18 protein-coding genes are annotated in these 20,024 nt (G+C 69.0%); 9 read left to right on the top strand and 9 right to left on the bottom strand.

Annotation, left to right across the window (positions count from 1 at the left end; genetic code table 11):
* Nucleotides 1–81: 81 nt before the first annotated feature.
* The 4 genes from poxB to AB3X10_RS03480 all read right to left on the bottom strand — a co-directional run bounded on the left by poxB (nucleotide 82) and on the right by AB3X10_RS03480 (nucleotide 4,771).
* Nucleotides 82–1,791, bottom strand: a complete 1,710-nt coding sequence (gene poxB / locus AB3X10_RS03495; RefSeq protein WP_369981625.1) for a ubiquinone-dependent pyruvate dehydrogenase — start codon at nucleotides 1,789–1,791, stop codon at nucleotides 82–84.
* A 123-nt stretch (nucleotides 1,792–1,914) separates the two neighbouring features.
* Nucleotides 1,915–2,355, bottom strand: a complete 441-nt coding sequence (locus tag AB3X10_RS03490) for a low affinity iron permease family protein (protein WP_369979118.1) — start codon at nucleotides 2,353–2,355, stop codon at nucleotides 1,915–1,917.
* Between the two features lie 200 nt (nucleotides 2,356–2,555).
* Complete coding sequence (locus AB3X10_RS03485; RefSeq protein WP_369979116.1) at nucleotides 2,556–3,683, bottom strand: fatty acid desaturase family protein; 1,128 nt, start codon at nucleotides 3,681–3,683, stop codon at nucleotides 2,556–2,558.
* Nucleotides 3,684–3,694: 11 nt separating this feature from the next.
* Entirely contained in the window at nucleotides 3,695–4,771 is a 1,077-nt protein-coding gene (locus AB3X10_RS03480) for a ferredoxin reductase (protein ID WP_369979114.1), read from the bottom strand.
* 95 nt (nucleotides 4,772–4,866) lie between these two features.
* Between AB3X10_RS03480 and fabR the strand changes: the two genes are divergently transcribed.
* The 8 genes from fabR to AB3X10_RS03440 all read left to right on the top strand — a co-directional run bounded on the left by fabR (nucleotide 4,867) and on the right by AB3X10_RS03440 (nucleotide 12,607).
* The gene (gene fabR / locus AB3X10_RS03475) at nucleotides 4,867–5,514 is read left to right on the top strand and encodes an HTH-type transcriptional repressor FabR (RefSeq protein WP_369979112.1); all 648 of its coding nucleotides are present in this window, start codon (nucleotides 4,867–4,869) and stop codon (nucleotides 5,512–5,514) included.
* A 298-nt stretch (nucleotides 5,515–5,812) separates the two neighbouring features.
* The gene (locus tag AB3X10_RS03470; protein WP_369979110.1) at nucleotides 5,813–6,250 is read left to right on the top strand and encodes a hypothetical protein; all 438 of its coding nucleotides are present in this window, start codon (nucleotides 5,813–5,815) and stop codon (nucleotides 6,248–6,250) included.
* Nucleotides 6,247–7,716, top strand: a complete 1,470-nt coding sequence (locus AB3X10_RS03465) for an RAD55 family ATPase (RefSeq protein ID WP_369979108.1) — start codon at nucleotides 6,247–6,249, stop codon at nucleotides 7,714–7,716. Before AB3X10_RS03470 ends, AB3X10_RS03465 begins: the two co-directional genes overlap by 4 nt.
* Nucleotides 7,717–7,721: 5 nt before the next feature.
* Nucleotides 7,722–9,323 carry a diguanylate cyclase domain-containing protein gene (locus tag AB3X10_RS03460; protein ID WP_369979106.1) on the top strand — a complete coding sequence of 534 codons (1,602 nt, stop codon included), beginning with the start codon at nucleotides 7,722–7,724 and terminating at the stop codon, nucleotides 9,321–9,323.
* A gap of 126 nt (nucleotides 9,324–9,449) precedes the next feature.
* Entirely contained in the window at nucleotides 9,450–10,316 is an 867-nt protein-coding gene (locus AB3X10_RS03455; RefSeq protein ID WP_369979104.1) for an SDR family oxidoreductase, read from the top strand.
* 203 nt (nucleotides 10,317–10,519) lie between these two features.
* Complete coding sequence (locus AB3X10_RS03450) at nucleotides 10,520–11,032, top strand: ferritin-like domain-containing protein (RefSeq protein WP_369979102.1); 513 nt, start codon at nucleotides 10,520–10,522, stop codon at nucleotides 11,030–11,032.
* A gap of 50 nt (nucleotides 11,033–11,082) precedes the next feature.
* A complete protein-coding gene (locus AB3X10_RS03445; protein WP_369979100.1) occupies nucleotides 11,083–11,589 on the top strand; it encodes a ferritin-like domain-containing protein in 507 nt (168 codons plus the stop codon).
* A 115-nt stretch (nucleotides 11,590–11,704) separates the two neighbouring features.
* The gene (locus tag AB3X10_RS03440; RefSeq protein WP_369979098.1) at nucleotides 11,705–12,607 is read left to right on the top strand and encodes a manganese catalase family protein; all 903 of its coding nucleotides are present in this window, start codon (nucleotides 11,705–11,707) and stop codon (nucleotides 12,605–12,607) included.
* Nucleotides 12,608–12,898: 291 nt separating this feature from the next.
* Here AB3X10_RS03440 and AB3X10_RS03435 read toward each other — a convergent pair whose 3' ends face one another.
* On the bottom strand, nucleotides 12,899–13,540 hold the full coding sequence (locus AB3X10_RS03435) for a DUF6766 family protein (protein ID WP_369979096.1): 642 nt from the start codon (nucleotides 13,538–13,540) through the stop codon (nucleotides 12,899–12,901).
* 217 nt (nucleotides 13,541–13,757) lie between these two features.
* On the opposite strand from AB3X10_RS03435, the gene AB3X10_RS03430 reads away from it, so the two are divergent.
* Nucleotides 13,758–14,483: an SOS response-associated peptidase gene (locus AB3X10_RS03430; RefSeq protein WP_369979094.1), complete on the top strand. Its 726-nt coding sequence runs from the start codon at nucleotides 13,758–13,760 to the stop codon at nucleotides 14,481–14,483.
* Between the two features lie 37 nt (nucleotides 14,484–14,520).
* On the opposite strand, the gene AB3X10_RS03425 is transcribed toward AB3X10_RS03430, so the two are convergent.
* The 4 genes from AB3X10_RS03425 to AB3X10_RS03410 form a co-directional block, all read right to left on the bottom strand.
* A complete protein-coding gene (locus AB3X10_RS03425; protein ID WP_369979092.1) occupies nucleotides 14,521–14,985 on the bottom strand; it encodes a hypothetical protein in 465 nt (154 codons plus the stop codon).
* Nucleotides 14,986–15,309: 324 nt separating this feature from the next.
* Nucleotides 15,310–17,568 carry a methyl-accepting chemotaxis protein gene (locus AB3X10_RS03420; protein WP_369981623.1) on the bottom strand — a complete coding sequence of 753 codons (2,259 nt, stop codon included), beginning with the start codon at nucleotides 17,566–17,568 and terminating at the stop codon, nucleotides 15,310–15,312.
* Between the two features lie 196 nt (nucleotides 17,569–17,764).
* A complete protein-coding gene (locus tag AB3X10_RS03415) occupies nucleotides 17,765–18,556 on the bottom strand; it encodes a lipo-like protein (protein WP_369979090.1) in 792 nt (263 codons plus the stop codon).
* A gap of 447 nt (nucleotides 18,557–19,003) precedes the next feature.
* Nucleotides 19,004–20,023, bottom strand: coding sequence for an OmpA family protein (locus tag AB3X10_RS03410; RefSeq protein ID WP_369979089.1), 1,020 nt, complete (start codon nucleotides 20,021–20,023; stop codon nucleotides 19,004–19,006).
* Nucleotide 20,024: the final 1 nt, after the last annotated feature.

The following is a 20,024-nucleotide window of genomic DNA, read 5'->3' as shown; positions in this document are numbered from 1 at the left end:
TCCACCGGGGACGCGGAAGATGGAAATGTAGCAGCGCGCCGCGCCGCAACCGCGATGCGCGCCGCCGCCGCCGTTGATCGCTCAGCGCAGGTTGGTCTTGACCAGTTCGACGACCTCGTCGCCACGCCCGCTCATCACCGCGCGCAGCAGGTACAGGCCCATGCCCTTGGCCTGTTCCAGCTTGATCGCCGGCGGAATCACCAGCTCCTGGGTGGCCACGCGCACGTCCACCAGGGCCGGCCCGGGATGCGCGAACGCCTCGCGCAAGGCCGGTTCCAGCTGCGCCGATTCGTCCACGCGCAGGCCGAGGATGCCCATCGCGTTGCTCATCGCCGCGAAGTCCGGGTTGCTCAGGTCGGTACCGGTGTCCAGGTACCCGGCCGACTTCATCTCCATCGCCACGAAACCGAGCGAGGCGTTGTTGTAGACCACCACCTTCACCGGCAGGCCGAGCTGCGCCAGGGAGATGAAATCGCCCATCAGCATGCTGAAGCCGCCGTCGCCGGACAGCGAGATCACCTGCCGGCGCGGGAACTGCGCCTGCGCGCCCAGCGCCTGCGGCATGGCGTTGGCCATCGAGCCGTGGTTGAACGAGCCCAGCAGGCGGCGCTTGCCGTTCATGCTCAGGTAGCGCGCCGCCCACACCGTGGGCGTGCCGACGTCGCAGCTGAAGATCGCGTCCTCGTCGGCCAGCATGTCGATCAGCCGGGTCACGAACTGCGGGTGCAGCGGCTCGCCGGGCGCGGCGGCCACGGCCAGGTCGTCGAGCCCGGCGCGGGCCTTGCGGTAGTGCGCCAGCGACTTGTCCAGGAAGCCGCGCTGATCGCGCCGCTGCAGCTTCGGCAGCAGCGCGGCGAGGGTCTCGCGCACGTCGGCGGCGATGCCCAGTTGCAGCGGCGTGCGCCGGCCCAGCGCGGCCGGGTCGCGATCCACCTGCACGATCGCCGCGTCTTTCGGATAGAACTGGCGGTACGGGAAATCGGTGCCGAGCATCAGCAACGTGTCGCAGTTGAGCATGGCCTGGTAGCCGGAACTGAAACCGATCAGCCCGGTCATGCCGACGTCGAACGGGTTGTCCCACTCCACGTGCTCCTTGCCGCGCAGCGCGTGCACGATCGGCGCGCCGAGCAGGTCGGCCAGCGCCACCAGTTCGTCGTGTGCGCCGGCGCAGCCGCTGCCGCACAGCAGCGTGGTCGCCTCGCTGGCCTGCAGCAACTCGGCCAGGCGCGCCACGTCCGCATCGGCCGGCAGGATCCGCGGCGGCGCCAGCGCCGGCCAGGCGGTCGGCGTGCCCTTGGGCAGCTCCTGCAGCGCCACGTCGCCGGGAATCACCACCACCGCCACGCCCTGCCTGAGGATCGCGGTGCGCATCGCCCGGTGCAGCACCTCCGGCATCTGCGCCGGGTTGGTGACCAGCTCGACGTAGTGGCTGCACTCGCGGAACAGTTCCTGCGGATGGGTTTCCTGGAAATAGCCCAGGCCGATCTCGGAGGAGGGGATGTGCGCGGCGATCGCCAGCACCGGCTGGTGGCTGCGGTGGCAGTCGAACAGGCCGTTGATCAGGTGTAGGTTGCCCGGGCCGCAGCTGCCGGCGCAGACCGCGAGCTTGCCGCTCAGCGCGGCCTCGGCGCCGGCGGCGAACGCGGCCACTTCCTCGTGGCGCACGTGCATCCACTCGATGCTGTCCATCTGCCGCAGCGCGTCGGTGAGCCCGTTGAGGCTGTCGCCGGTCACTCCCCAGATGCGTTCGACGCCGGCGCTGTGCAGGGTTTCGGCCAGATGCCGGGCGATGCTGAGGTTCGACACGTGCGCTGCTCCGCGGGAGGGGGAGCGGCAGCGTCCCACGCGAGGCGTAAGTCCGGCGTCACGGCGCCGCCGCGCGGCGCCCGGTCGCGACGCGCCGCGCCAGGCCGTTCACTCGGTGTTGTCGACATCCGGCGCGGCCGTCGCCGCCTGCGGTCCGCCCTTGCCGGCGCGCGCCCGCTGTTCGCGGCCGGCCGCGCGCGCCAGCGCTTCGTACTGCCTGCGGATCTGTTCCAGGCGCTTCTCGTCCAGCTCCTCCAGGCTCAGCAGTTCGTTGTTGGCCTCGCCGGTGGCGCGGATCAGTTCGTCGAGCTTGATCTGCATCGCCGCGGTGTCGGCGTTCTGGGTGTGCTGGATCAGGAACACCATCAGGAAGGTGATGATAGTGGTGCCGGTGTTGATCACCAGCTGCCAGGTGTCGTTGAAGCCGAACACCGGGCCGCTGGCGCCCCATATCGCCACGATGCCGAGCGCGATGCAGAACGTCCACGGCGTGCCGGCCGCGTACGACGCCTTCTTGGCGACGGCATTGAACAGGTTTGCAGGTTTCATCGCAGACCTCGTGCAGTCGAATGGACCGAGCACCAGGCACGATGCGCGGGCAGCGCGGATGATCGGCGCCGCGGCGTGAGCGATGCGTGGATGGCGCGGCACCCCACCCCGTTTCCGGCGCATAAAAAAAGACAGGCGGGAAACCCGCCTGTCCGCTGTATCGCGTCGTTGCCGCTGCAGCGAGCGTGCGCCGCTGGCGCTCAGCCCGCCTGCTGCGCCGCCTGCGCCCGGACCTGCCGCACCGGCCGAGGCCGGCTCGGGAAGGCGTGGCGCACGATCCGCCACATCACCTGGCCGAACTGGCGCGGCAGCGAGCCGGTGTTGTAGTGCTGGCCGTAGCGCGCGCAGATCTGCTTCACCTCCACCGCCAGCGCCGCGTAGCGGTTGGCCGGGATGTCCGGGTAGAAGTGGTGCTCGATCTGGTGGCTCAGGTTGCCCGACAGCACGTTCAGCAGCTTGCCGCCGGCCAGGTTGGAGGAACCGCGCAGCTGGCGCAGGTACCAGTGGCCGCGCGACTCGCCCTTGATCGACTCCTTCGGGAACGTCTCCGCATCGGCGGTGAAGTGGCCGCAGAAGATGATCACGAAGGTCCAGATGCTGCGCAGCACGTTGGCGGCCAGGTTGCCCAGCAGCACGGTCAGGAAGAACGGGCCGGCCAGCGCCGGGAAGATCACGTAGTCCTTGAGGATCTGCCGGCCCATCTTGCGCCCGACCGGGGCGAAGCTGCGGCGCAGCTCGCCGCGCTTCATCTTGCCGGCGAACCAGCGGCCCAGGCGCAGGTCCTGGATCGCCACGCCCCATTCGAACAGCAGCGCGAACACCACCGCGATGAACGGCTGCGCCAGGTAGAACGGGCGCCAGCGCTGCTCGGGGAAGATCCGCAGCAGGCCGTAGCCGATGTCGTCGTCCATGCCCCGCACGTTGGTGTAGGTGTGGTGCTTGAAGTTGTGCGTCTTGCGCCAGTTGTCGCCGGTGGCGACGATGTCCCATTCGTAGGTGTTGCCGTTGAGCTGCGCATCGCCCATCCAGTCGTACTGGCCGTGCATCACGTTGTGGCCCAGCTCCATGTTCTCCAGGATCTTGGACAGGGTCAGCAGCGCCACGCCGGCGATCCACGCCGGCCACAGCACGCTGTGCACGAACGCGCCCAGGAACAGCAGCGCGCGCCCGGCCAGGCCGGTGTAGCGCACCGCGGCGACGATGCGGCGGATGTAGCGCGCGTCGGCCTCGCCCAGGGTGGCGACGGTGCGCACGCGCAGCGCGTCGAGTTCGTCGCCGAAGGCCTGCAGTTCGGCCGGGGTCAGTGCGCGGTTGCGGGGAGCAGCCATGGGGAAGTCCTTCAAAGGTCCAGGATCAGGTCGCTGCTGGCGCTGTTGATGCACAGCTTCAGCATCGACCCCGGTTCGGTGGCGTGCGCGCCGGTGAGCAGGTCGCGGGTGGCGCCGGATTGCTTGCCGCAGGCGCAACTGTTGCAGATGCCCATGCGGCAGCCGTGCTTCGGGCGCAGGCCTTCGGCTTCCAGCGCGGTGAGCAGCGACTGCCCGCGCGGCAGCTGCAGCACACGGCCGCTGCGCGCCAGCGTCACCGCGACCGTGCCGTGCTCGGCATCGGCCAGCGGCGGCGCGCTGAACGCCTCGGCCTGGAAGCGCGCGACGCGGCCTTCCAGGCGCGCGCGCGCGGCCTGCACGAAACCGCCGGGGCCGCAGGCCAGCACCTGCGCCTGTTCCAGCCCGGCCAGGTGCGCCAGCGGCAGGGTGTCCACGCGCGATGCCGGCGCGGCGCCTTCGCCGGTGACCGCCAGTTGCAGGCGGAAACGCGGATGCGCGGCGGCCAGCGCCTGCAGTTCGTCGACGAAGCACAGTTGCTCGTGGCGCCGCGCCCAATAGATCAGGTCCACGTCGGCCGGCATGCCGGCGTCGGCCAGCTGCCGCAGCAGCGCGCGCATCGGGGTGATGCCGCTGCCGGCGGCCAGCAGCAGCCAGCGCCCCTGCGGCGCGGCCGGCAGCACCATGTCGCCGAACGCCTGGCCCAGTTCGAAGGTTTCGCCGATCCGCGCCGCGCTGGCCAGGTACTGGCTGACGCGGCCGCCGTCGATCGCCTTGACCGTGATCGCCAGGCGCCCGCCCGGCAGCGGCGTGGGGCTGTAGCTGCGGCTCAGGCGGCGCCCGTCGATCTCCACGCCCAGCTGCACGTGCTGGCCGGCGCGCAGGCCGCGCCAGTGGCGGTTGGCCTTGAGGATCAGGGTCACCGCGTCGCTGCTGGCGCGCTCGCGCTGCAGCAGCCGCGCGCGCGGGCGCTGCCAGGTCCACAGCGGATGGATGCGCGTGGACCAGAAATCGAACACCTCCGGCTGCACCCAGGCGCGCAGGGCGCGGGTGGTGGAGCGGGTGGAGGCGGGACGGCGGGCAGCGTTCATGGCTGCCACTATACAGGTGCAGATACAGATGTCTATACAGTTGTATAGTCATCGAAGGAGGGTATGATCCGCCTCTTGCCTGGCCCGCGTCGCCCATGACCTCCACTCCCCTGCCCCTGCCCGAGGACGCGCTGCCCGCGCGCAAGAGCGCGATCTCGCGCGAAGACCTGCTGGCGGCGGCGCTGAAGCTGATCGGGCCGCACCGCAGCGTGTCCACCCTGAGCCTGCGCGAAGTGACCCGCGAGGCCGGCATCGCCCCGAACAGTTTCTACCGCCAGTTCCGCGACATGGACGAACTGGCGGTGGCGCTGATCGACCTGGCCGGCAGCTCGCTGCGCACCATCATCGGCCAGGCCCGGCAGCGCGCGGCCGGCAGCAACCGCAGCGTGATCCTCAGCTCGGTGGAAACCTTCATGGAGCAGCTGCGCGCCGACGACAAGCTGCTGCACGTGCTGCTGCGCGAGGGCACGGTCGGTTCGGACGCGTTCAAGCGCGCGGTGGACCGCGAGCTGAACTATTTCGAGGAAGAGCTGCGCGTGGACCTGATCCGCCTGGCCGCGATCGACGAGGCGCCGCTGCACGAGCCGGCGCTGGTGTCCAAGGCGATCACCCGGCTGGTGTTCGCGATGGGCGCCACCGCGATGGACCTGCCGCCGGAGAAGGATCCGGAACTGATCCGGCAGATCAGCGCGATGCTGCGCATGATCATCCTCGGCTCGCGCACGATCGCCGCCTCGGCTTGAGCGCCTGCCGCCGCGCCCGGGTTGTGCCCGCGCCGGCACAAGCGCCGAACGCGCCCGCGGCCTGAACTGGTTTATCCCTATACCGCCATGCCGCGTCCGGATCGCCACCGCGCGGATCGACGCGGATCGGCATGGCATGGCGCCCGGGACTGCCGCGCGATCTCCCTGCCGAGCCTGGCCGGCGACAGCGCCATAGCGTGCGTGCGATCCCATGCCGGACGCGTGAGCAAAGCAGCACACGCTTTGCCGGCGGAGGGTATACAGTGGAAACACATATTTCGCAGGTAAGCGCAAGGCAATGGAGAACCCCGCGCTATCTGCGACGGTCGCCGCGCTCGCACGACAGGCAGCCAACGGCGCGGAAGCATCGGCGATCGCGGCGTCCATCACCTCGACATGGCGTCAGATCGAACAGGCGCTGACGCCGATCCTCGGCGCGCGCGGCGTCGCCGCCCTGTTCAAGCGCGCCCTGTTCCTGACCAAGGACCGCTTCCCATGGCTGGAAGCGGCCTTTGCCGCGGTCGAGGCGTCCGGCGAACACGGCGCGCTCGACAGCTTTGGCCTGGTGCTGAGCCGGCAAAGCGCCGCCGCCGCGGCCGCAGGCGGCGGCGCATTCCTTTCGACCTTTCATGGCGTGCTGGTCAGCATGATCGGCGCAACCCTCACCGAGCGGCTGTTGCAGTCGGTGTGGGGCACCTTTTCCAGCGGACCTCCCGCGCAGGACACCACTTCATGAGCAGCAAAGTCGCCATTCACTGCCTGCAGACCGGCGTTCCCGGACTCGACGCGGTCTTGGGTGGAGGATTGCCCGAATTCTCGTTCAACCTGATCGCCGGACCGCCCGGCTGCGGCAAGACCACGCTGGCGCACCAGATGATGTTCGCGCTGGCCACGCCCGAGCGGCCGGCGCTGTACTTCACCGTGCTCGGCGAGCCGTCGCTGAAGATGCTGCGCTACCAGCAGCAGTTCGATTTCTTCGATGCCGCCGCGATCAACGCCACCATCCACTTCGTCAACCTCTCCGAGGAAACCCTGGCCGGCGATCTGGACCGGGTGCTGGCGCGCATCGTCGCCGAGGTGGAGGCGCACGGCCCGTCGCTGGTGTTCGTCGATTCGTTCCGCTCGGTGTCCCTGGCCAGCACCGCCGACGGCAACCTGCACAACAACCTGCAGCGCTTCATCCAGCAGCTGGGCATGTTGATGACCAGTTGGCAGGCGACCACGTTCCTGATCGGCGAATACTTCGTGGACTCCGATCCCAACCCGGTGTTCACCGTGGCCGATGGGCTGATCTGGTTGCGGCAGAGCGTGCAGCGCAACTCGATGGTGCGCAAGATGGAGATCATGAAGATGCGCGGCAAGCCGTCGCTGCCGGGACTGCATACGTTCCGCATCGACGGTTCCGGCGTACGCGTGTTCGCGCCGGTGCCGGCGCTGCCGACGGGCACGCCGGAACCGCGTCGCGGCGCGCGCCTGCCGATGGGCGTACCGGAACTGGACGCGATGCTCGGCGGCGGCCTGCCGCAAGGCTATTCGCTGCTGGTCGCAGGCCCCTCCGGCTCCGGCAAGAGCCTGCTCGCCGCCGCGTTCCTGGCCGAAGGCGCGCGCCTTGGCGACAACGGCGTGCTGGTCGCGTTCGAGCGACAGCCGCAGCGTTCGCGCATCCCGGCGCTGGCGTCGCTGATCGCCAGCGGCCAGGTCGGCGTGGTCGACAGCCGTGCGCCGGACCTGTCGATCGACGAGATCCTGCTGTTGCTGGTCGCGGAGATCGAACGGCTCGGCGCCACCCGCGTGGTGATCGATTCGCTGTCGGCGTTCGAGCTGGCGCTGGCGCCGACGTTCCGCGAAGACTTCCGCGAATCGCTGTCGCGCATGGTGGTGGCGTTGGCCGCGACCGGCGTCACCGTGCTGATGACCTCCGAACTGGAGGACCGCTACACCGACCTGCGCTTCAGTCCCTACGGCACCGCGTTCATGACCGATGCGATCATCGTGCAGCGCTACATCGAGGTGGGCAGCCGCCTGCGCCGGGTCATGGCGGTGGTCAAGGTCCGCGCCAGCGCGCACTCGGACGCGCTGCGGGAATTCCGCATCGACGACGGCGGCATCCGCATCGGCGCGGCGCTGCCGCAACAGGAAGGCCTGCTCGGCGGCCGGCCGACGCGCAAGTCCGGCGTGCACGACGCCCTCGACACGGGCTGACCGCGATGCACACGCCCTCCGATCAGCCCGCGATCGACGCGGCCCGGCTCGAACTCTCGCACCTGCGCCGCCAGTCGCTGGTGGCGCGGCTCGAACTGGACCGGTTGCAGGCGGACCTGAGCACGCTGAAGGAGCATGCGCCGCTCGGCCTTGCGACCGACCTGCAGGCGGCCAACGAACGCCTGGTGTTGTCCACGCTGCGCGCCCAGGCGCAAGTGGCGAGCTACGAAACGGCGCTGCAGGACGCCACGCGCCAGGCCAAGCGCGACGCGTTGACCGGCCTGCCGAACCGCGAACTGTTGTTCGAACGGCTCAACCTGGCCATCACCACCGCGCACACCCAGCACAGCCGGATCGCGGTGCTGTTCCTGGATCTGAACGATTTCAAGCAGGTCAACGACCTGCTCGGACACGCCACCGGCGACCAGTTCCTGCGCCTGGCGGCGGAACGCATCAGCAGCATCGTCGATGCGCGGGTCACGGTGGCGCGCTACGGCGGCGACGAGTTCGTCGTGGTGCTGACCGGATTGAGCGCCAATGCCTATGCCGCGGCGACGGCGACGGCGCTGGTCGAGGCCTTCGAGCGGCCGGCGGTCGCCGGCGAGGACGCGCTGCGGCTGGGCGTGAGCATCGGCATCAGTTTGTACCCGGACGATGCCGACAGCGCCGAGGCCTTGCTGTCGCATGCCGACGATGCCATGTATTGCGCCAAGCGCCTGTCGACCGCGCGCGTGACGTTCTACGATCCGCGCCTGGTCGGCGAATTGCATGCGCATCGCAACGCCCTGGGCGCGAAGGCGCGGGCGATGGGCGCTGCGGCGGCGGAGGCCGCGCAGGAGAGCGAGCAGCATGCGCAACTGCGCCAGGCCAACGAACATCTGGTGCTGGCCGCGCTGAGCGCGCAGGAGCTGCAGGCCGGCGCCGAGAAGGCCTATCGGCGGCAGAGCGAATTCCTGGCCTTCGTGGCCCACGAACTGCGCAATCCGCTGACCCCGATCCGCATCGCCGGATCGATGCTGCCCACCCTGTCGCCAGAGGATCTGCTGCGCATGCAGCAGATCATCGAGCATGAGGTCGTGCACATGACCCGCCTGATCGGCGACCTGCTGGACCTGTCGCGGGTCCGCACCGGCAAGCTGCGCCTGATCCAGCAAGCGATGGATCTGTGCGACATCATCCAGGAAGCGGTCAATGCCTGCCGCCCGGCGATCGACGCGCGCCAGCAGACGCTGGCGTTGACCGTGCCGGAGCACGCGCTGTGGATGCACGGCGACCGCGTCCGCCTGTCGCAGGTGGTGCGCAACCTGCTCGACAACGCCTCCAAGTACACCCCCGAGCACGGCCGCGTGGTGCTGGAGTTGCAACGGGTCGAGGGCCAGGCGCGGCTGACCGTCTCCGACACCGGCATCGGCATCACCGCGCAGGCCTTGCCGCTGGTGTTCGAGCCGTTCGTGCAGGACACGCATGCGATCGGCTTCCACAGCGGCGGCATGGGCATCGGGCTGACCGTGGTGCGCGAGATCGTGACCGCGCACGGCGGCACCGTGGTCGCCAGCAGCGCCGGACTGAACGGCGGCAGCACGTTCAGCGTGTCGCTGCCGCTGTAGCGCCGCGCGGCGAGGCCCGCAGCGGCAGGCGCTGGCGCCGCCGCACACGCGACGACGACGCGATCTTGGCCGATCCTTTACCCGCGCATGCGCAAGGTGGTGCTTCCCCCGAAGCAGGACCTCGTCATGCCAGTCCCGAACTATCCCTATCCGCCGTTCAAGCCGCAGCAGCAGTCGTTCCCGGGCCTGACCGACAAGATGGATCCGAAACCCGACCACGGCGAGGACAGCTACGTCGGCCACGGCCTGCTGCAGGGCAAGCGCACGCTGATCACCGGCGGCGACAGCGGCATCGGCGCGGCGGTGGCGATCGCCTATGCACGCGAAGGCGCGGATGTGGCCATCGCCTATCTGCCCAGCGAACAGCACGATGCCGAGCGCATCGGCAAACTCATCGAGGCCGCCGGCGTGCGCGTGCTGCTGCAGCCCTGCGACGTCAGCGACCGCGCGCAGGCGCAGGCGCTGGTCGCCAGCGTCGTCGAGCGCTTCGGCGGACTCGACGTGCTGGTCAACAACGCCGCCTACCAGCGCTATTTCCACAGCTTCGAGGAGATCACCCTCGACGAGTGGGAGAAGACCTTCGCCACCAACGTGCACGCGCCGTTCCACCTGATGCAGCTGGCGGTGCCGCACATGCCCGAGGGCGGTTCGATCATCAACACCGCCTCGGTCAACTCGAAGAAACCGACCCCGAACATCCTGCCCTACTCCAGCACCAAGGGCGCGGTGGCCAACCTGACCATCGGCCTGGCCGGGCTGCTGGCGGACAAGAAGATCCGGGTCAACGCGGTGTTGCCCGGCCCGATCTGGACCCCGTTCATTCCCGCCGGCATGGACGAAGAATCGGTGAAGGAGTTCGGCTCGCAGACCCCGTTCGGCCGGCCCGGGCAACCGGCGGAACTGGCCTCGGCCTACGTGCTGCTCGCCGCCGATACGTCCAGCTACACCTCCGGCACGCTGCTCACCATCGCCGGTGGCGCGGTCACGCTGTAGTACCCGCCACACGCGGCCGCGCGGCGGCGTATTGCGCGGCGACGTATTCAGCGTGTGCGCATGCGCAGCGCTCCTCGCAAGGCGTTCACCGTTCATTGCATCCGCACTAACGGGGAGCGGTCTAGCTTGGGTTGCACAGGGGAAAGACAACCGCACGCGCGGCGCAGCAGAAGCCGCCGCGCTCGCATTTTGGAGCGACATACATGACCCGAAGCAACCCCGAGCGTTTGCTGAAATGGCTGCAGGACGCCTATGCGATGGAGCAGGAGGCGAACACGATGCTCACCGCCACCGCCGGCCGCCTGGAACACTACCCGGAGCTAAAAGCACGCATCGAGGAGCATATCGCCGAGACCCGCGACCAGTCCGAGCAGGTGAAGCGCTGCATCGAACTGCTGGACGGTTCGGTGCCGACGCTCAAGGGCGCCGTGGCCAGCGTGATGGCGACGGTGCACGCCGCCGGCAACGCGATGATGAGCGACGAAGTGGCGAAAAGCCTGGGCATCAGCTACGCATTCGAACACATGGAGGTGGCCAGCTACCGCGCGCTGGTCATCGCCGCCAAGGAAGCCGGGCAAACCCAGATCGCCCAGATCTGCGCTGCCATCCTCGACCAGGAAATCGCCATGGCCGAGTGGCTGATCGAACACCAGGAAGCCACGATCCTGGCTTTCCTGAAACGCGAACGGACCGAAGGCCAGACCGCCAAGCGTTAGTCCGTTTGCTCGCCTGCACCACCACTACCCAACTACGGAGATCCATCGACATGGCTATCAAGACCATCGACGACCTGTTCCTGCACGAGCTGTCCGACATCTACAGCGCGGAGAAGCAGTTGACCAAGGCGCTGCCGAAACTGGCCCGCGCCGCCACCAATCCGGCCTTGCGCGCGGCCTTCGAAGCGCACCTGGAAGAGACCCAGGGCCAGATCGAACGGATCGACCAGATCGCGGAAAAACTCGACCTGCGCCTGAAGCGGATCAAATGCGCGGCCATGGAAGGCCTGGTGGAAGAAGGCAAGGAAGTGATCGAGTCGATCGAGGCCGGCCCGGTGCGCGATGCGGCGCTGACCGGCGGCGCGCAGAAGGTCGAACACTACGAGATCGCCTCCTACGGCACGCTCGCCGCGATGGCAAAGCAGCTGGGCAAGACCGACGCGCTGAAGCTGCTGCTGGAAACGCTGGAAGAAGAGAAATCCACCGACGAAAAACTGACCCTGCTCGCCGAGCAGGGCGGCAACCAAGAGGCCGCGCAGAAGCGCAAGGCGGCCTGATCCGTTCCACCGCGGCGCCACCCCTCGGCGCCGCGGCTTTCCCCCAGACGCCTCCTCCCTGCCACGACGCGCTGTCGTCGTGGCATTGCCGTGGGCGGCACTCCAGGAGCTTTTCATGTTCATGCACAACAAACGGCTGATGTACACGGTTCGCGTGGCCCGGCCCAATCCCGCCCTGGCCTCGCTGATGCTCGAGCAGTTCGGCGGGCCGCAAGGCGAACTGGCCGCGGCCATGCGCTATTTCACCCAGGCCATCGGCGAGGTCGATCCGGGCCGCAAGGACCTGCTCTACGACATCGCCACCGAGGAACTGAGCCACCTGGAGATCATCGGTTCGATCATCGCCATGCTCAACCAGGGACCGAAGGCGGTGTTATCCGAGGGCATGGCCGAGGTCGAGGACATGCGCGACCTGACCATGAACAACAACACCAGCCAGACCCAGCAGATCCTGTATGGCGGCGGCCCGGCGCTGGTCAATTCCAGTGGCGTTCCCTGGAATGCCGCCTATGTGGATTCCATCGGCGAACCCACTGCCGACCTGCGCTCCAACATCGCCGCCGAGGCGCGCGCGAAGATCGTCTACGAGCGCCTGATCAACGTCACCGACGATCCGGGCATCGTCGATGCGCTGACCTTCCTGATGACGCGCGAAGTGGCGCACCAGAAGTCGTTCGAGAAGGCGCTGTACGCGATCGAGCCGAACTTCCCGTCGGGCAAGCTGCCGGGCGATCCGGCGTTCACCGACACGTTCTACGACATGTCGCAGGGCGACGGCGACGTCAACGGCCCATGGAACAGCGGCAGCCAGTGGCAGAAGGTCTCCGACCGCAACCGCCAGGTGGCGGTGGACGGCGGCAGCGGCATGGCCAGCGTCGGCCTCAGCGAGACCGAGGAAAGCGCGTTGCTGGCGCTGGCGGCACGCACGCTGTCGCAACCGGACAGCGACCCGACCACCGGCGCCGACCTGGGCGCGGGTCCGGGCGCCGGCTCGACCAAGGGCAACATCACGCTGTGATCGCACGGTCCGCAGCGGCGAGTCCTTCGCCGCTGCAGATTCGCCAGGACCCGACCGGGACACGCCCGCGGTGTGGGCACTTGTAGGAGCGACTTCAGTCGCGACAGGCACTTCGATAGCGTCCTGTCGCGACTGCAGTCGCTCCTGCAATATCTAACATCATCGGAATCGAAGCTGTTTCCAACTCGATACGCCAGCTCGCTCGTGTCGGCTATGCGCGTGTGGCGCACTCCAGCAGCGCACGGATACGCCGTCGCCTCGGAACGCAGCAGGCTCGGCAGCCACGCCCGCTCAATCGCCGGTCTGCGTGTGCGGTGCATGCACCGGTTTGGATTGCGGCGAATCCTTCTGCCGCAGCCAGATGGTCAGCACCACCAGCGCGAACACGGCCAGGAACTCGCTCTGCCAGTTCTGCATCGACTCGAACCAGAACTGCGCGCCGGTCGCGTGCTCGAAAAGCGAGATCCCCGGCAGCCGTTGCATCGCCCGCTCGGCCAGTTCGTGCCGCCAGCTGCCCAGCGCATGCAGCACGAAGCTGGTCAGGAACAGCAGGCCGAACGCCAGGGCCAGCGAGCGTTCGTACAGCCACAGCCAGATGCCGCCGGCACGCACCGGCCACGGCGGCGTGCCAGGCGCGACGCTGTCGTCTTCCTGCTCGGGCGACAGCGGCCGCGATTCGGCCGAGCCCCACTGCCGCAGCTTCACCGTCAGCACCACATACATGCCCATCTGCAGGAATTCGCTTTCCCAGTTCTCGAACAGCGCACCGACGAAATGGCCGCTGTGCAGGTAGTCCCAGAACATCAGCGGCGCCAGTCCCTGCTGGCGCAGTTCGTCGTTGTAGGCGAGATGGCCGCTGAGCGCCTGGCCGGCCATGAACAGCAGGGTCAGCCCCAACAGCACCAGCGACAGGCCATTGCGTTTCCAGAACATGAGCGATTGCCTCCCTCCTGCGCTACGCACGATCGTGCGATCGCGGATATCGGGCGAGGAATATGCGAGCGCGCGCGGGAAGAACGGATGAAGAAACCGTCAGCGGCGACGACGCCGTCGCCAAGCGCATGCGCGCGCATCGCGGCGCGCCCACACTTCTTCACCCGCGCTTGCCCGCCGTGCGCCCTAAGCTGCAAACACGCAACGCGAGAGACCGATGAGACGTTTCGTACAGGCCTTCGGCATCGAGGACGCCCTGCCCGCGCAGTTGGACGCGTCGCTGCGTGCGACACTTGCGGCGTACCCGGACCACTACAACCTGGGCAAGGGCGACATCGCCACGGCGATCCTGTGCCGCGACGGCGCCGCGCAGGTGGAGCGCCTGCAATGGGGCATCGTGCCGCGCTGGTCGAAGACCGCGGACACGCCCTACACCACCGTCACCGCGCGGCTGGAACGCGCCGCGCGCAGCCGCATCTTCGCCGCGCCGTGGAAGAGCCAGCACTGCGTGATCCCGCTGTCCGGCTACTACAAGTGGGACCGCAGCCGCAAACCGGCGCAGCCCTATTACATCCACCATGCAGAGGGCGAGGTGCTGCTGGCGGCGGGGCTGTGGGAACGCTGGGAACGCGGCGAACCGGCGCTGCTCAGCTTCAGCGTGCTGACCCATGCCAACCCGGCGATTCCCGCGCCGCTGACCGCGGACGGACCGATCTTCCTCGGCGGCGACCGCTGGCGCAGCTGGCTGCGCGGGCCGCGCCTGTTCCCCACCGCGTTCCTGGCACGCGCGCCGCAGCCGACGCTGGCGGCCTATCCGGTGTCGCCGGCCTACCAGCGCCGCGAGCGCAACGACTACACCTTGCTGGAGCCGGTGAATGCCGCCGCCGCATGGCAAGGCGATGGCGCCGATGCGGAAGAAGACGAGGACGACGACGGCGCGTGACCGGCACGCCGGCGCGAGCGCGCCGCGTGCCACGCCGTCACCAACGGAACCCGGCGACGAACATCTTCTGGTCGGTGGGACCGCGATCGCAGCCGGCCGAACCGATCACGCTGCCGGCCTCCAACACGCCGCCGATGTCGCGCACCGCTTGCGCTTCGCGAATACAGGCCGGGCCGCTGGCGCCATGCAGCGCCTGTTGCGGATCCGGACGTATGTGCTCGATCAGCACGATGCGGCTGCCGCGATTGAACGGCTCGATGCGCACCCCGCCGTGGCGGTCGGGGCTGAACCCGCACGGCGCCGGAATCGCCAGCGCCAGCAGTTCGATCCCGCCGCGCAACAGGGCACAGCGGCCGCCGCGCTCGCCCAACTGCACCGCGCCACCGGCGAACTCGGCATGGGTCAGCGGCGGGGCGACCTCAGGTGCGGGGGCAGGCGGGTCCTGCGCAGCGGCGACGGAACCGGATACGGCGAGCATGGCAGCGAGGACACGAAGAGGCATCAGGCAAGTCCTTCCTTGAGCGGGGCCGCGCAGTGTGGCAGATGCGAGCGCGGAGCAGCCACGTGGCGCCTCGCAGCTGGATCGCACGACGCAACGCCTAGGCCGCATGAGGACCGTTGCGGTGCTTCCAGCAGACACACGGCCGGCCTGACGCAAACTAATGTGGGAGCGCCTTGATCGGGCGCGCTGGATCGCCTCGCGTCGCGCGCGGCGCGACATGACACCGCGGCCGCCAACAGCGGCCAACACGGAAACGGAGACGCCGATGCGTTGCCGCATCGGCGTCGTTGCCAGCCCAAGGTCGTTTGCCGCCGTGGCGCAGGCTCAGAACTCTTCCCACTCCGCGCTTTCCGCCAGCGCGCCGGACTTGCCGCGCGCGAGCGGCCGCGCGGCCGGCGTCGGCGCCTTCTTGGCCGGCGCACGTGCGGCGGCGACCGGGCGCACCGCGGCCTTGGCCAGCAGCGGCCGCGACACGGCCGCCGCGACCGGCTGCGCACCGCCGGCGAGGCGGAACACCGCCACCGCGCGGGTCAGGTCCGAGGCCTGGTCTTCCATGCTCTTCGCCGCCGCGGTGGCTTCCTCCACCAGCGCCGCGTTCTGCTGCGTGGTCTCGTCCAGCTGCATCACCGTCTTGCTGACCTGCTCGATGCCCGAACTCTGCTCGGCGCTGGCCGCGGAGATCTCGGCCATGATGTCGGTGACCCGCTTCACCGAGGTCACCACCTCGGCCATGGTGGTGCCGGCGCGCGCGACCAGCGCCGAGCCCTGCTCCACTTCCTGCACCGAGTCGGAGATCAGCGTCTTGATCTCCTTGGCCGCCGCCGCCGAACGCTGCGCCAGCGAGCGCACTTCCGAGGCGACCACGGCGAAACCGCGGCCCTGCTCGCCGGCGCGCGCGGCTTCCACCGCGGCGTTGAGCGCGAGGATGTTGGTCTGGAACGCGATGCCGTCGATCACGCCGATGATGTCGGCGATGCGCGCCGACGCGGCGCTGATCGAGGCCATCGTGGTGACCACGTCCTCGACCACGCGGCCGCCGCTCTCGGCCACTTCGCCGGCGCCCAGCACCAGCTGGTTGGCCTGGCGCGCGCTGTCGGCGTTCTGCTTGACCGTGGAGGTCAGTTCTTCCATCGACGCGGCGGTCTCTTCCAGGCTCGCCGCCTGCTGCTCGGTGCGCACGGACAAATCGCTGTTGCCGCTGGCGATCTCGCCGGCGGCGGTGTTGATCGACTCGGCCGAACGCTGGATGCCCTGCACGATCGTGGTCAGCTGCGCGGCGGTGCGGTTGGCGGCGTCGGCCAGCTGGCCGAAGGCGCCCTCGTAGCTTGCGTCCACGCGCTGCGACAGGTCGCCGTCGGCGATCGCGCCCATGATCCGGCCCACGTCGGCCAGGCCGCTGTCGGCCTGCCGCATCAGCCGGTTCAGCGCTTCCACCATTTCCTTGAACGCGAACTGGTAGCGCGCCTCTTCGCCGCGCGCGGAGAAATCGCCGCGCGCCGCCGCATCGGCCAGGCGCGCGATGTCGCTGTTGATCGCCGACAGGTTGGCCTTCACCGCATCCAGCGCCTCGTGCAGCGCGGCGCGCTGCCCGGGCAGGCGGCGCATGTCGCGGCGCAGGTCGCCGCGGCCGTATTCGCCCATGATCGCCATCGCCTCGATGATCGCGTCCAGGTGCTCGAACAGCGCGGTGTTCATGCCGCGCGCCAGGGTGCCGTAATCGCCCGGGAAATCCTCCGGCATGCGGTGGCTGATGTCGTCGCCCTGCTGCAGCCGCACCAGCGTCTGCATCTCGCCGTTGAAGCGCTGCAACTGGGTCTGCATCTGCTGCATGCTGGTCATCAGCTGCCCGGTCTCGTCGCGCGACTCCACCTTGATGGCGTTGTCGAAGCGGCCCGAGGCGATCGCCTCGGCGGTGCGCGTGGCCGCGCGCAGCGGGGTGACGATGGCGCTGGCGATCAGCCAGCACAGCCCGACCACCAGGCCGACCAGGGCCGCGCCGATCAGGGTCAGGATCTTGGTGAAGCCCAGCGCCTCGACCTGGATGTCCTCGGCGTACACGCCCATCACCAGCACCCAGTTCCACTGCGGGTACAGCTTGGCGTAGCTGATCTTCGGCAGCTGTTCCTTCTTGCCCGGCTTGGGCGCGCTGTAGTAGCTGAAGCCGTCGCCGCTGGTCACCGCGGTGCGGATGTCGCGGTACACGTATTCGCCGGCATCGCTCTTGTAGTCGCTCATGTCGGTGCCGACCTTGCGCTTGGGATGCATCACGATGCGCATCTGCGGGTCGAGCATGAAGAAGTAATCCACGCCGCCGTTGGTCTTCATGTCGGCCAGCGCCGACTTGGCCGCTTCCTGGGCTTGCGCCTCGGTGAGCTCGCCGCGCTTGGCCATGGCGGCATAGTGTTCGATGACGCTCATGCCCATGTCGATCTGGGTCTTCACGGTCTGCTTGCGCGCAGCCACCAGGTCCAGGTATTGCAGGCGCGCGGCGGCGACCGCGAGCAGGATCACGCCGATGGCCAGCAAGGTGCACAGCACGACGAACTTGCGTGCCATCGGCAGGTTGGCGACGCGGCGGCGCAGGAAATGGACGGGATTCATGGCGATCCTGATGGCGATATCGATGGGGTATATCCGTTCATATCGGCCGCGGCGGTTTCAAACTTGACGCCTCGGCTGCGCCAAATGCTGAAGTCGTTGTGATCGAAGACGCACTTTGCCGCCGCATCGGCGGTCGGCTGCGGCATCCGCCGCGGACGGCGCGCAGCTGCAACCGTTTTCAGGCGACCTGGGCCACGTGCTGGCGCTCCGCGCTCGCTGCGCCGGCATCGCCGTGCCACACCAGCCGGTGGAAATCGAACCCGGACTGCAGGCGCGGCTTGACCACGTTGAAAAACGGCGAGACGTCGAAGTCGCGCGGCAGGTACAGGCTGTGATGGCGGTTGTGCAGGATCTCCGCATCCTGCGCGTCGGGCACCGGCACGCTGCCGATCTCCGGCAGGATCGGATAGCGGATGGCGCCGAAGGCCTGCGCCAGCAGGGTCGAGCAGATCGCCTTGGTCGGCTCGCCGCTGCCCAGTTCCAGGAAACGGCGCTTCACCGACGACGGCAGCGGCGGGGTGCGGATCAGGTAGCGCGCCAGGTCGAAGATGTTCTTCAGGTCGTAGCTATTGCCTACGCGGCTGACCATGTAGTCGACCACCGCCTCGATCTCGTCGGCGCCCAGCCCCACCGGACGGCAGATGCGCGTGTGCAGGCCGGCGAATTCGCTCAGCCCGACCAGGCGCACGCCGACGTTGATGTCCACGTCGCAGAAGGTCGGCGCGTCCGCGTCGCCGGCCGGCCCCAGGTGGTCGCCGATGTACAGCGCCGCGTGCGACCAGGTGGATTGGCTCAGGTACTTGATCGCGGTGGAGAAGCGGCTGTTGCCTTCCACCAGCAGCACGTCGCCCTTGCGCAGGGCCGCCTGCAGCAGCTGCGGCGGGCTGGTCGGCAGTTCCGAGCGGTGCCGCCGCGGCTTGGACAGGAACTTGGCCAGGTGACGACCCAGCAGGCGTGGCAAGGACAACATGCGCGTGACCTCATGGACGGCCCGATCCGGGCGGCGAAAGCGACTTCGCTTATCCATGATGGCGGCGCTGCCGGGGAATTCTTGAGCGCTGCCGCCGGCGTGTTTCCTTCTCCCACCGGGACCATGGTCGCTTTTCCCGGGAAGGTGCCCCGAAGGGGCGGATGAGGGTACGGGGCGAAGCCTCGTGCGCCCAAACTCCGCGAGTCGCTGCGCGCCTTACCCTCACCCCAACCCCTCTCCCGGTGGGAGAGGGGCTAGCGGCTGTGCCCTTCTCCCGTCGGGACCATGGCCCCCTTTTCGGGGGAAGGTGCCTCGAAGGGGCGGATGAGGGTGCGGGCGCAGCCTTGTGCACCCGAACTCCGCGAGTCGCTGCGCGCCTTACCCTCACCCCAACCCCTCTCCCGGGGGGAGAGGGACTCGAGGCGCCGTCGCGGCGCAGACGACCCGTCAGTCGCCGCGGCCGACCACCAGCCGCACTTCCACGCGGCGGTTCGGCAGCAGGCATTCCAGCAGCGCCGCGCGCGGGGTCACGCCGGCGCACTGCTGCACCTGCTGGCTGTCGCCGCGGTACGCGTAGCGGATGCGGTCGGCGGGAACGCCGCGGCCGATCAGCAGCTCGCGCACGGTGCGCGCGCGGCGCTCGGACAGGCGCTGGTTGTCGTCGTGGCCGCGGCCGTCCATGCGGTCGGCATGGCCGACCAGCTCCACCTGCTGCAGGGTCAGCTTCTCCTCGGCGATGCGCGCCAGCGCGCGGTCCAGGCTTTCCAGCGAATGGGTGCGGATGTCCTGGTAGCGGTCGCGGTCGAACTCGAACAGCACGTTGGCCACCAGCGGGATCGGCGCCGCGGCCGGCGTGTCCGGCCGCTCCGGCCCGCCGCACTGCCGCGCCAGCGCCTCGGCGTCGTTGACCAGGTCCTCGGCGATCTGGATGTACGGCTTGGCGTGGCGCCACTGCTGCTGGTTGAACTCGTTGCCGGCGTGCACCAGTTCCACCTCGCCGCAGGCCGCCGCCTGCTGCGCGCAGCTGAAACCGGCGTTGCCGTGCAGCGCGCGCAGGCGCTGCCACAGGTCGTCGCGCAGGTACTTGGCGTCGTTGACCAGCGGCGTCTCGGTCGGGATCGTCGCGGCGCGCTGTTCCATCAGTTGCACCAGTTTTTCCGACTCGCTCAGCGCGCCCTGCGGGAACGCGCTGCGGTCGTTGCGGGTGTACTCGTGGAAGGACACGTCGAGCCAGCACTGCGCCTTGGACAGCGCGTAGTCGCGTACCGGGCGGCCACCATCGTTGAGCGCCTGGATGCGGTCCTGCACCGACTGGTAGCCGTGCAGGTCGGCGGCGATGGCCTCGTCGCTGATGCGCTGCTGCTGCGGCAGCAGGCGGGTCTGCGCGTTGCCGCCGACACAGGCGCCGAACAGCAAGGCGGCAACGACGGCGCGGGACAGGAGGAAGCGGGATTGGGTCGTGGTCATC

This window comes from Xanthomonas sp. DAR 80977, assembly GCF_041240605.1.
In the GTDB taxonomy this organism is placed as follows: Bacteria; Pseudomonadota; Gammaproteobacteria; order Xanthomonadales; family Xanthomonadaceae; genus Xanthomonas_A; species Xanthomonas_A bundabergensis.
This window is presented reverse-complemented; position numbering and strand designations above follow the sequence as displayed.

Bases quoted from the DNA above. Each gene is read 5' to 3' on its own strand.
- AB3X10_RS03490 (WP_369979118.1), bottom strand. From the start codon at position 2,355: ATGAAACCTGCAAACCTGTTCAATGCCGTCGCCAAGAAGGCGTCGTAC.
- AB3X10_RS03485 (WP_369979116.1), bottom strand. From the start codon at position 3,683: ATGGCTGCTCCCCGCAACCGCGCACTGACCCCGGCCGAACTGCAGGCC.
- AB3X10_RS03480 (WP_369979114.1), bottom strand. From the start codon at position 4,771: ATGAACGCTGCCCGCCGTCCCGCCTCCACCCGCTCCACCACCCGCGCC.
- fabR (WP_369979112.1), top strand. From the start codon at position 4,867: ATGACCTCCACTCCCCTGCCCCTGCCCGAGGACGCGCTGCCCGCGCGC.
- AB3X10_RS03470 (WP_369979110.1), top strand. From the start codon at position 5,813: ATGGAGAACCCCGCGCTATCTGCGACGGTCGCCGCGCTCGCACGACAG.
- AB3X10_RS03465 (WP_369979108.1), top strand. From the start codon at position 6,247: ATGAGCAGCAAAGTCGCCATTCACTGCCTGCAGACCGGCGTTCCCGGA.
- AB3X10_RS03460 (WP_369979106.1), top strand. From the start codon at position 7,722: ATGCACACGCCCTCCGATCAGCCCGCGATCGACGCGGCCCGGCTCGAA.
- AB3X10_RS03455 (WP_369979104.1), top strand. From the start codon at position 9,450: ATGCCAGTCCCGAACTATCCCTATCCGCCGTTCAAGCCGCAGCAGCAG.
- AB3X10_RS03450 (WP_369979102.1), top strand. From the start codon at position 10,520: ATGACCCGAAGCAACCCCGAGCGTTTGCTGAAATGGCTGCAGGACGCC.
- AB3X10_RS03445 (WP_369979100.1), top strand. From the start codon at position 11,083: ATGGCTATCAAGACCATCGACGACCTGTTCCTGCACGAGCTGTCCGAC.
- AB3X10_RS03440 (WP_369979098.1), top strand. From the start codon at position 11,705: ATGTTCATGCACAACAAACGGCTGATGTACACGGTTCGCGTGGCCCGG.
- AB3X10_RS03435 (WP_369979096.1), bottom strand. From the start codon at position 13,540: ATGTTCTGGAAACGCAATGGCCTGTCGCTGGTGCTGTTGGGGCTGACC.
- AB3X10_RS03430 (WP_369979094.1), top strand. From the start codon at position 13,758: ATGAGACGTTTCGTACAGGCCTTCGGCATCGAGGACGCCCTGCCCGCG.
- AB3X10_RS03425 (WP_369979092.1), bottom strand. From the start codon at position 14,985: ATGCCTCTTCGTGTCCTCGCTGCCATGCTCGCCGTATCCGGTTCCGTC.
- AB3X10_RS03415 (WP_369979090.1), bottom strand. From the start codon at position 18,556: ATGTTGTCCTTGCCACGCCTGCTGGGTCGTCACCTGGCCAAGTTCCTG.
- AB3X10_RS03410 (WP_369979089.1), bottom strand. From the start codon at position 20,023: ATGACCACGACCCAATCCCGCTTCCTCCTGTCCCGCGCCGTCGTTGCC.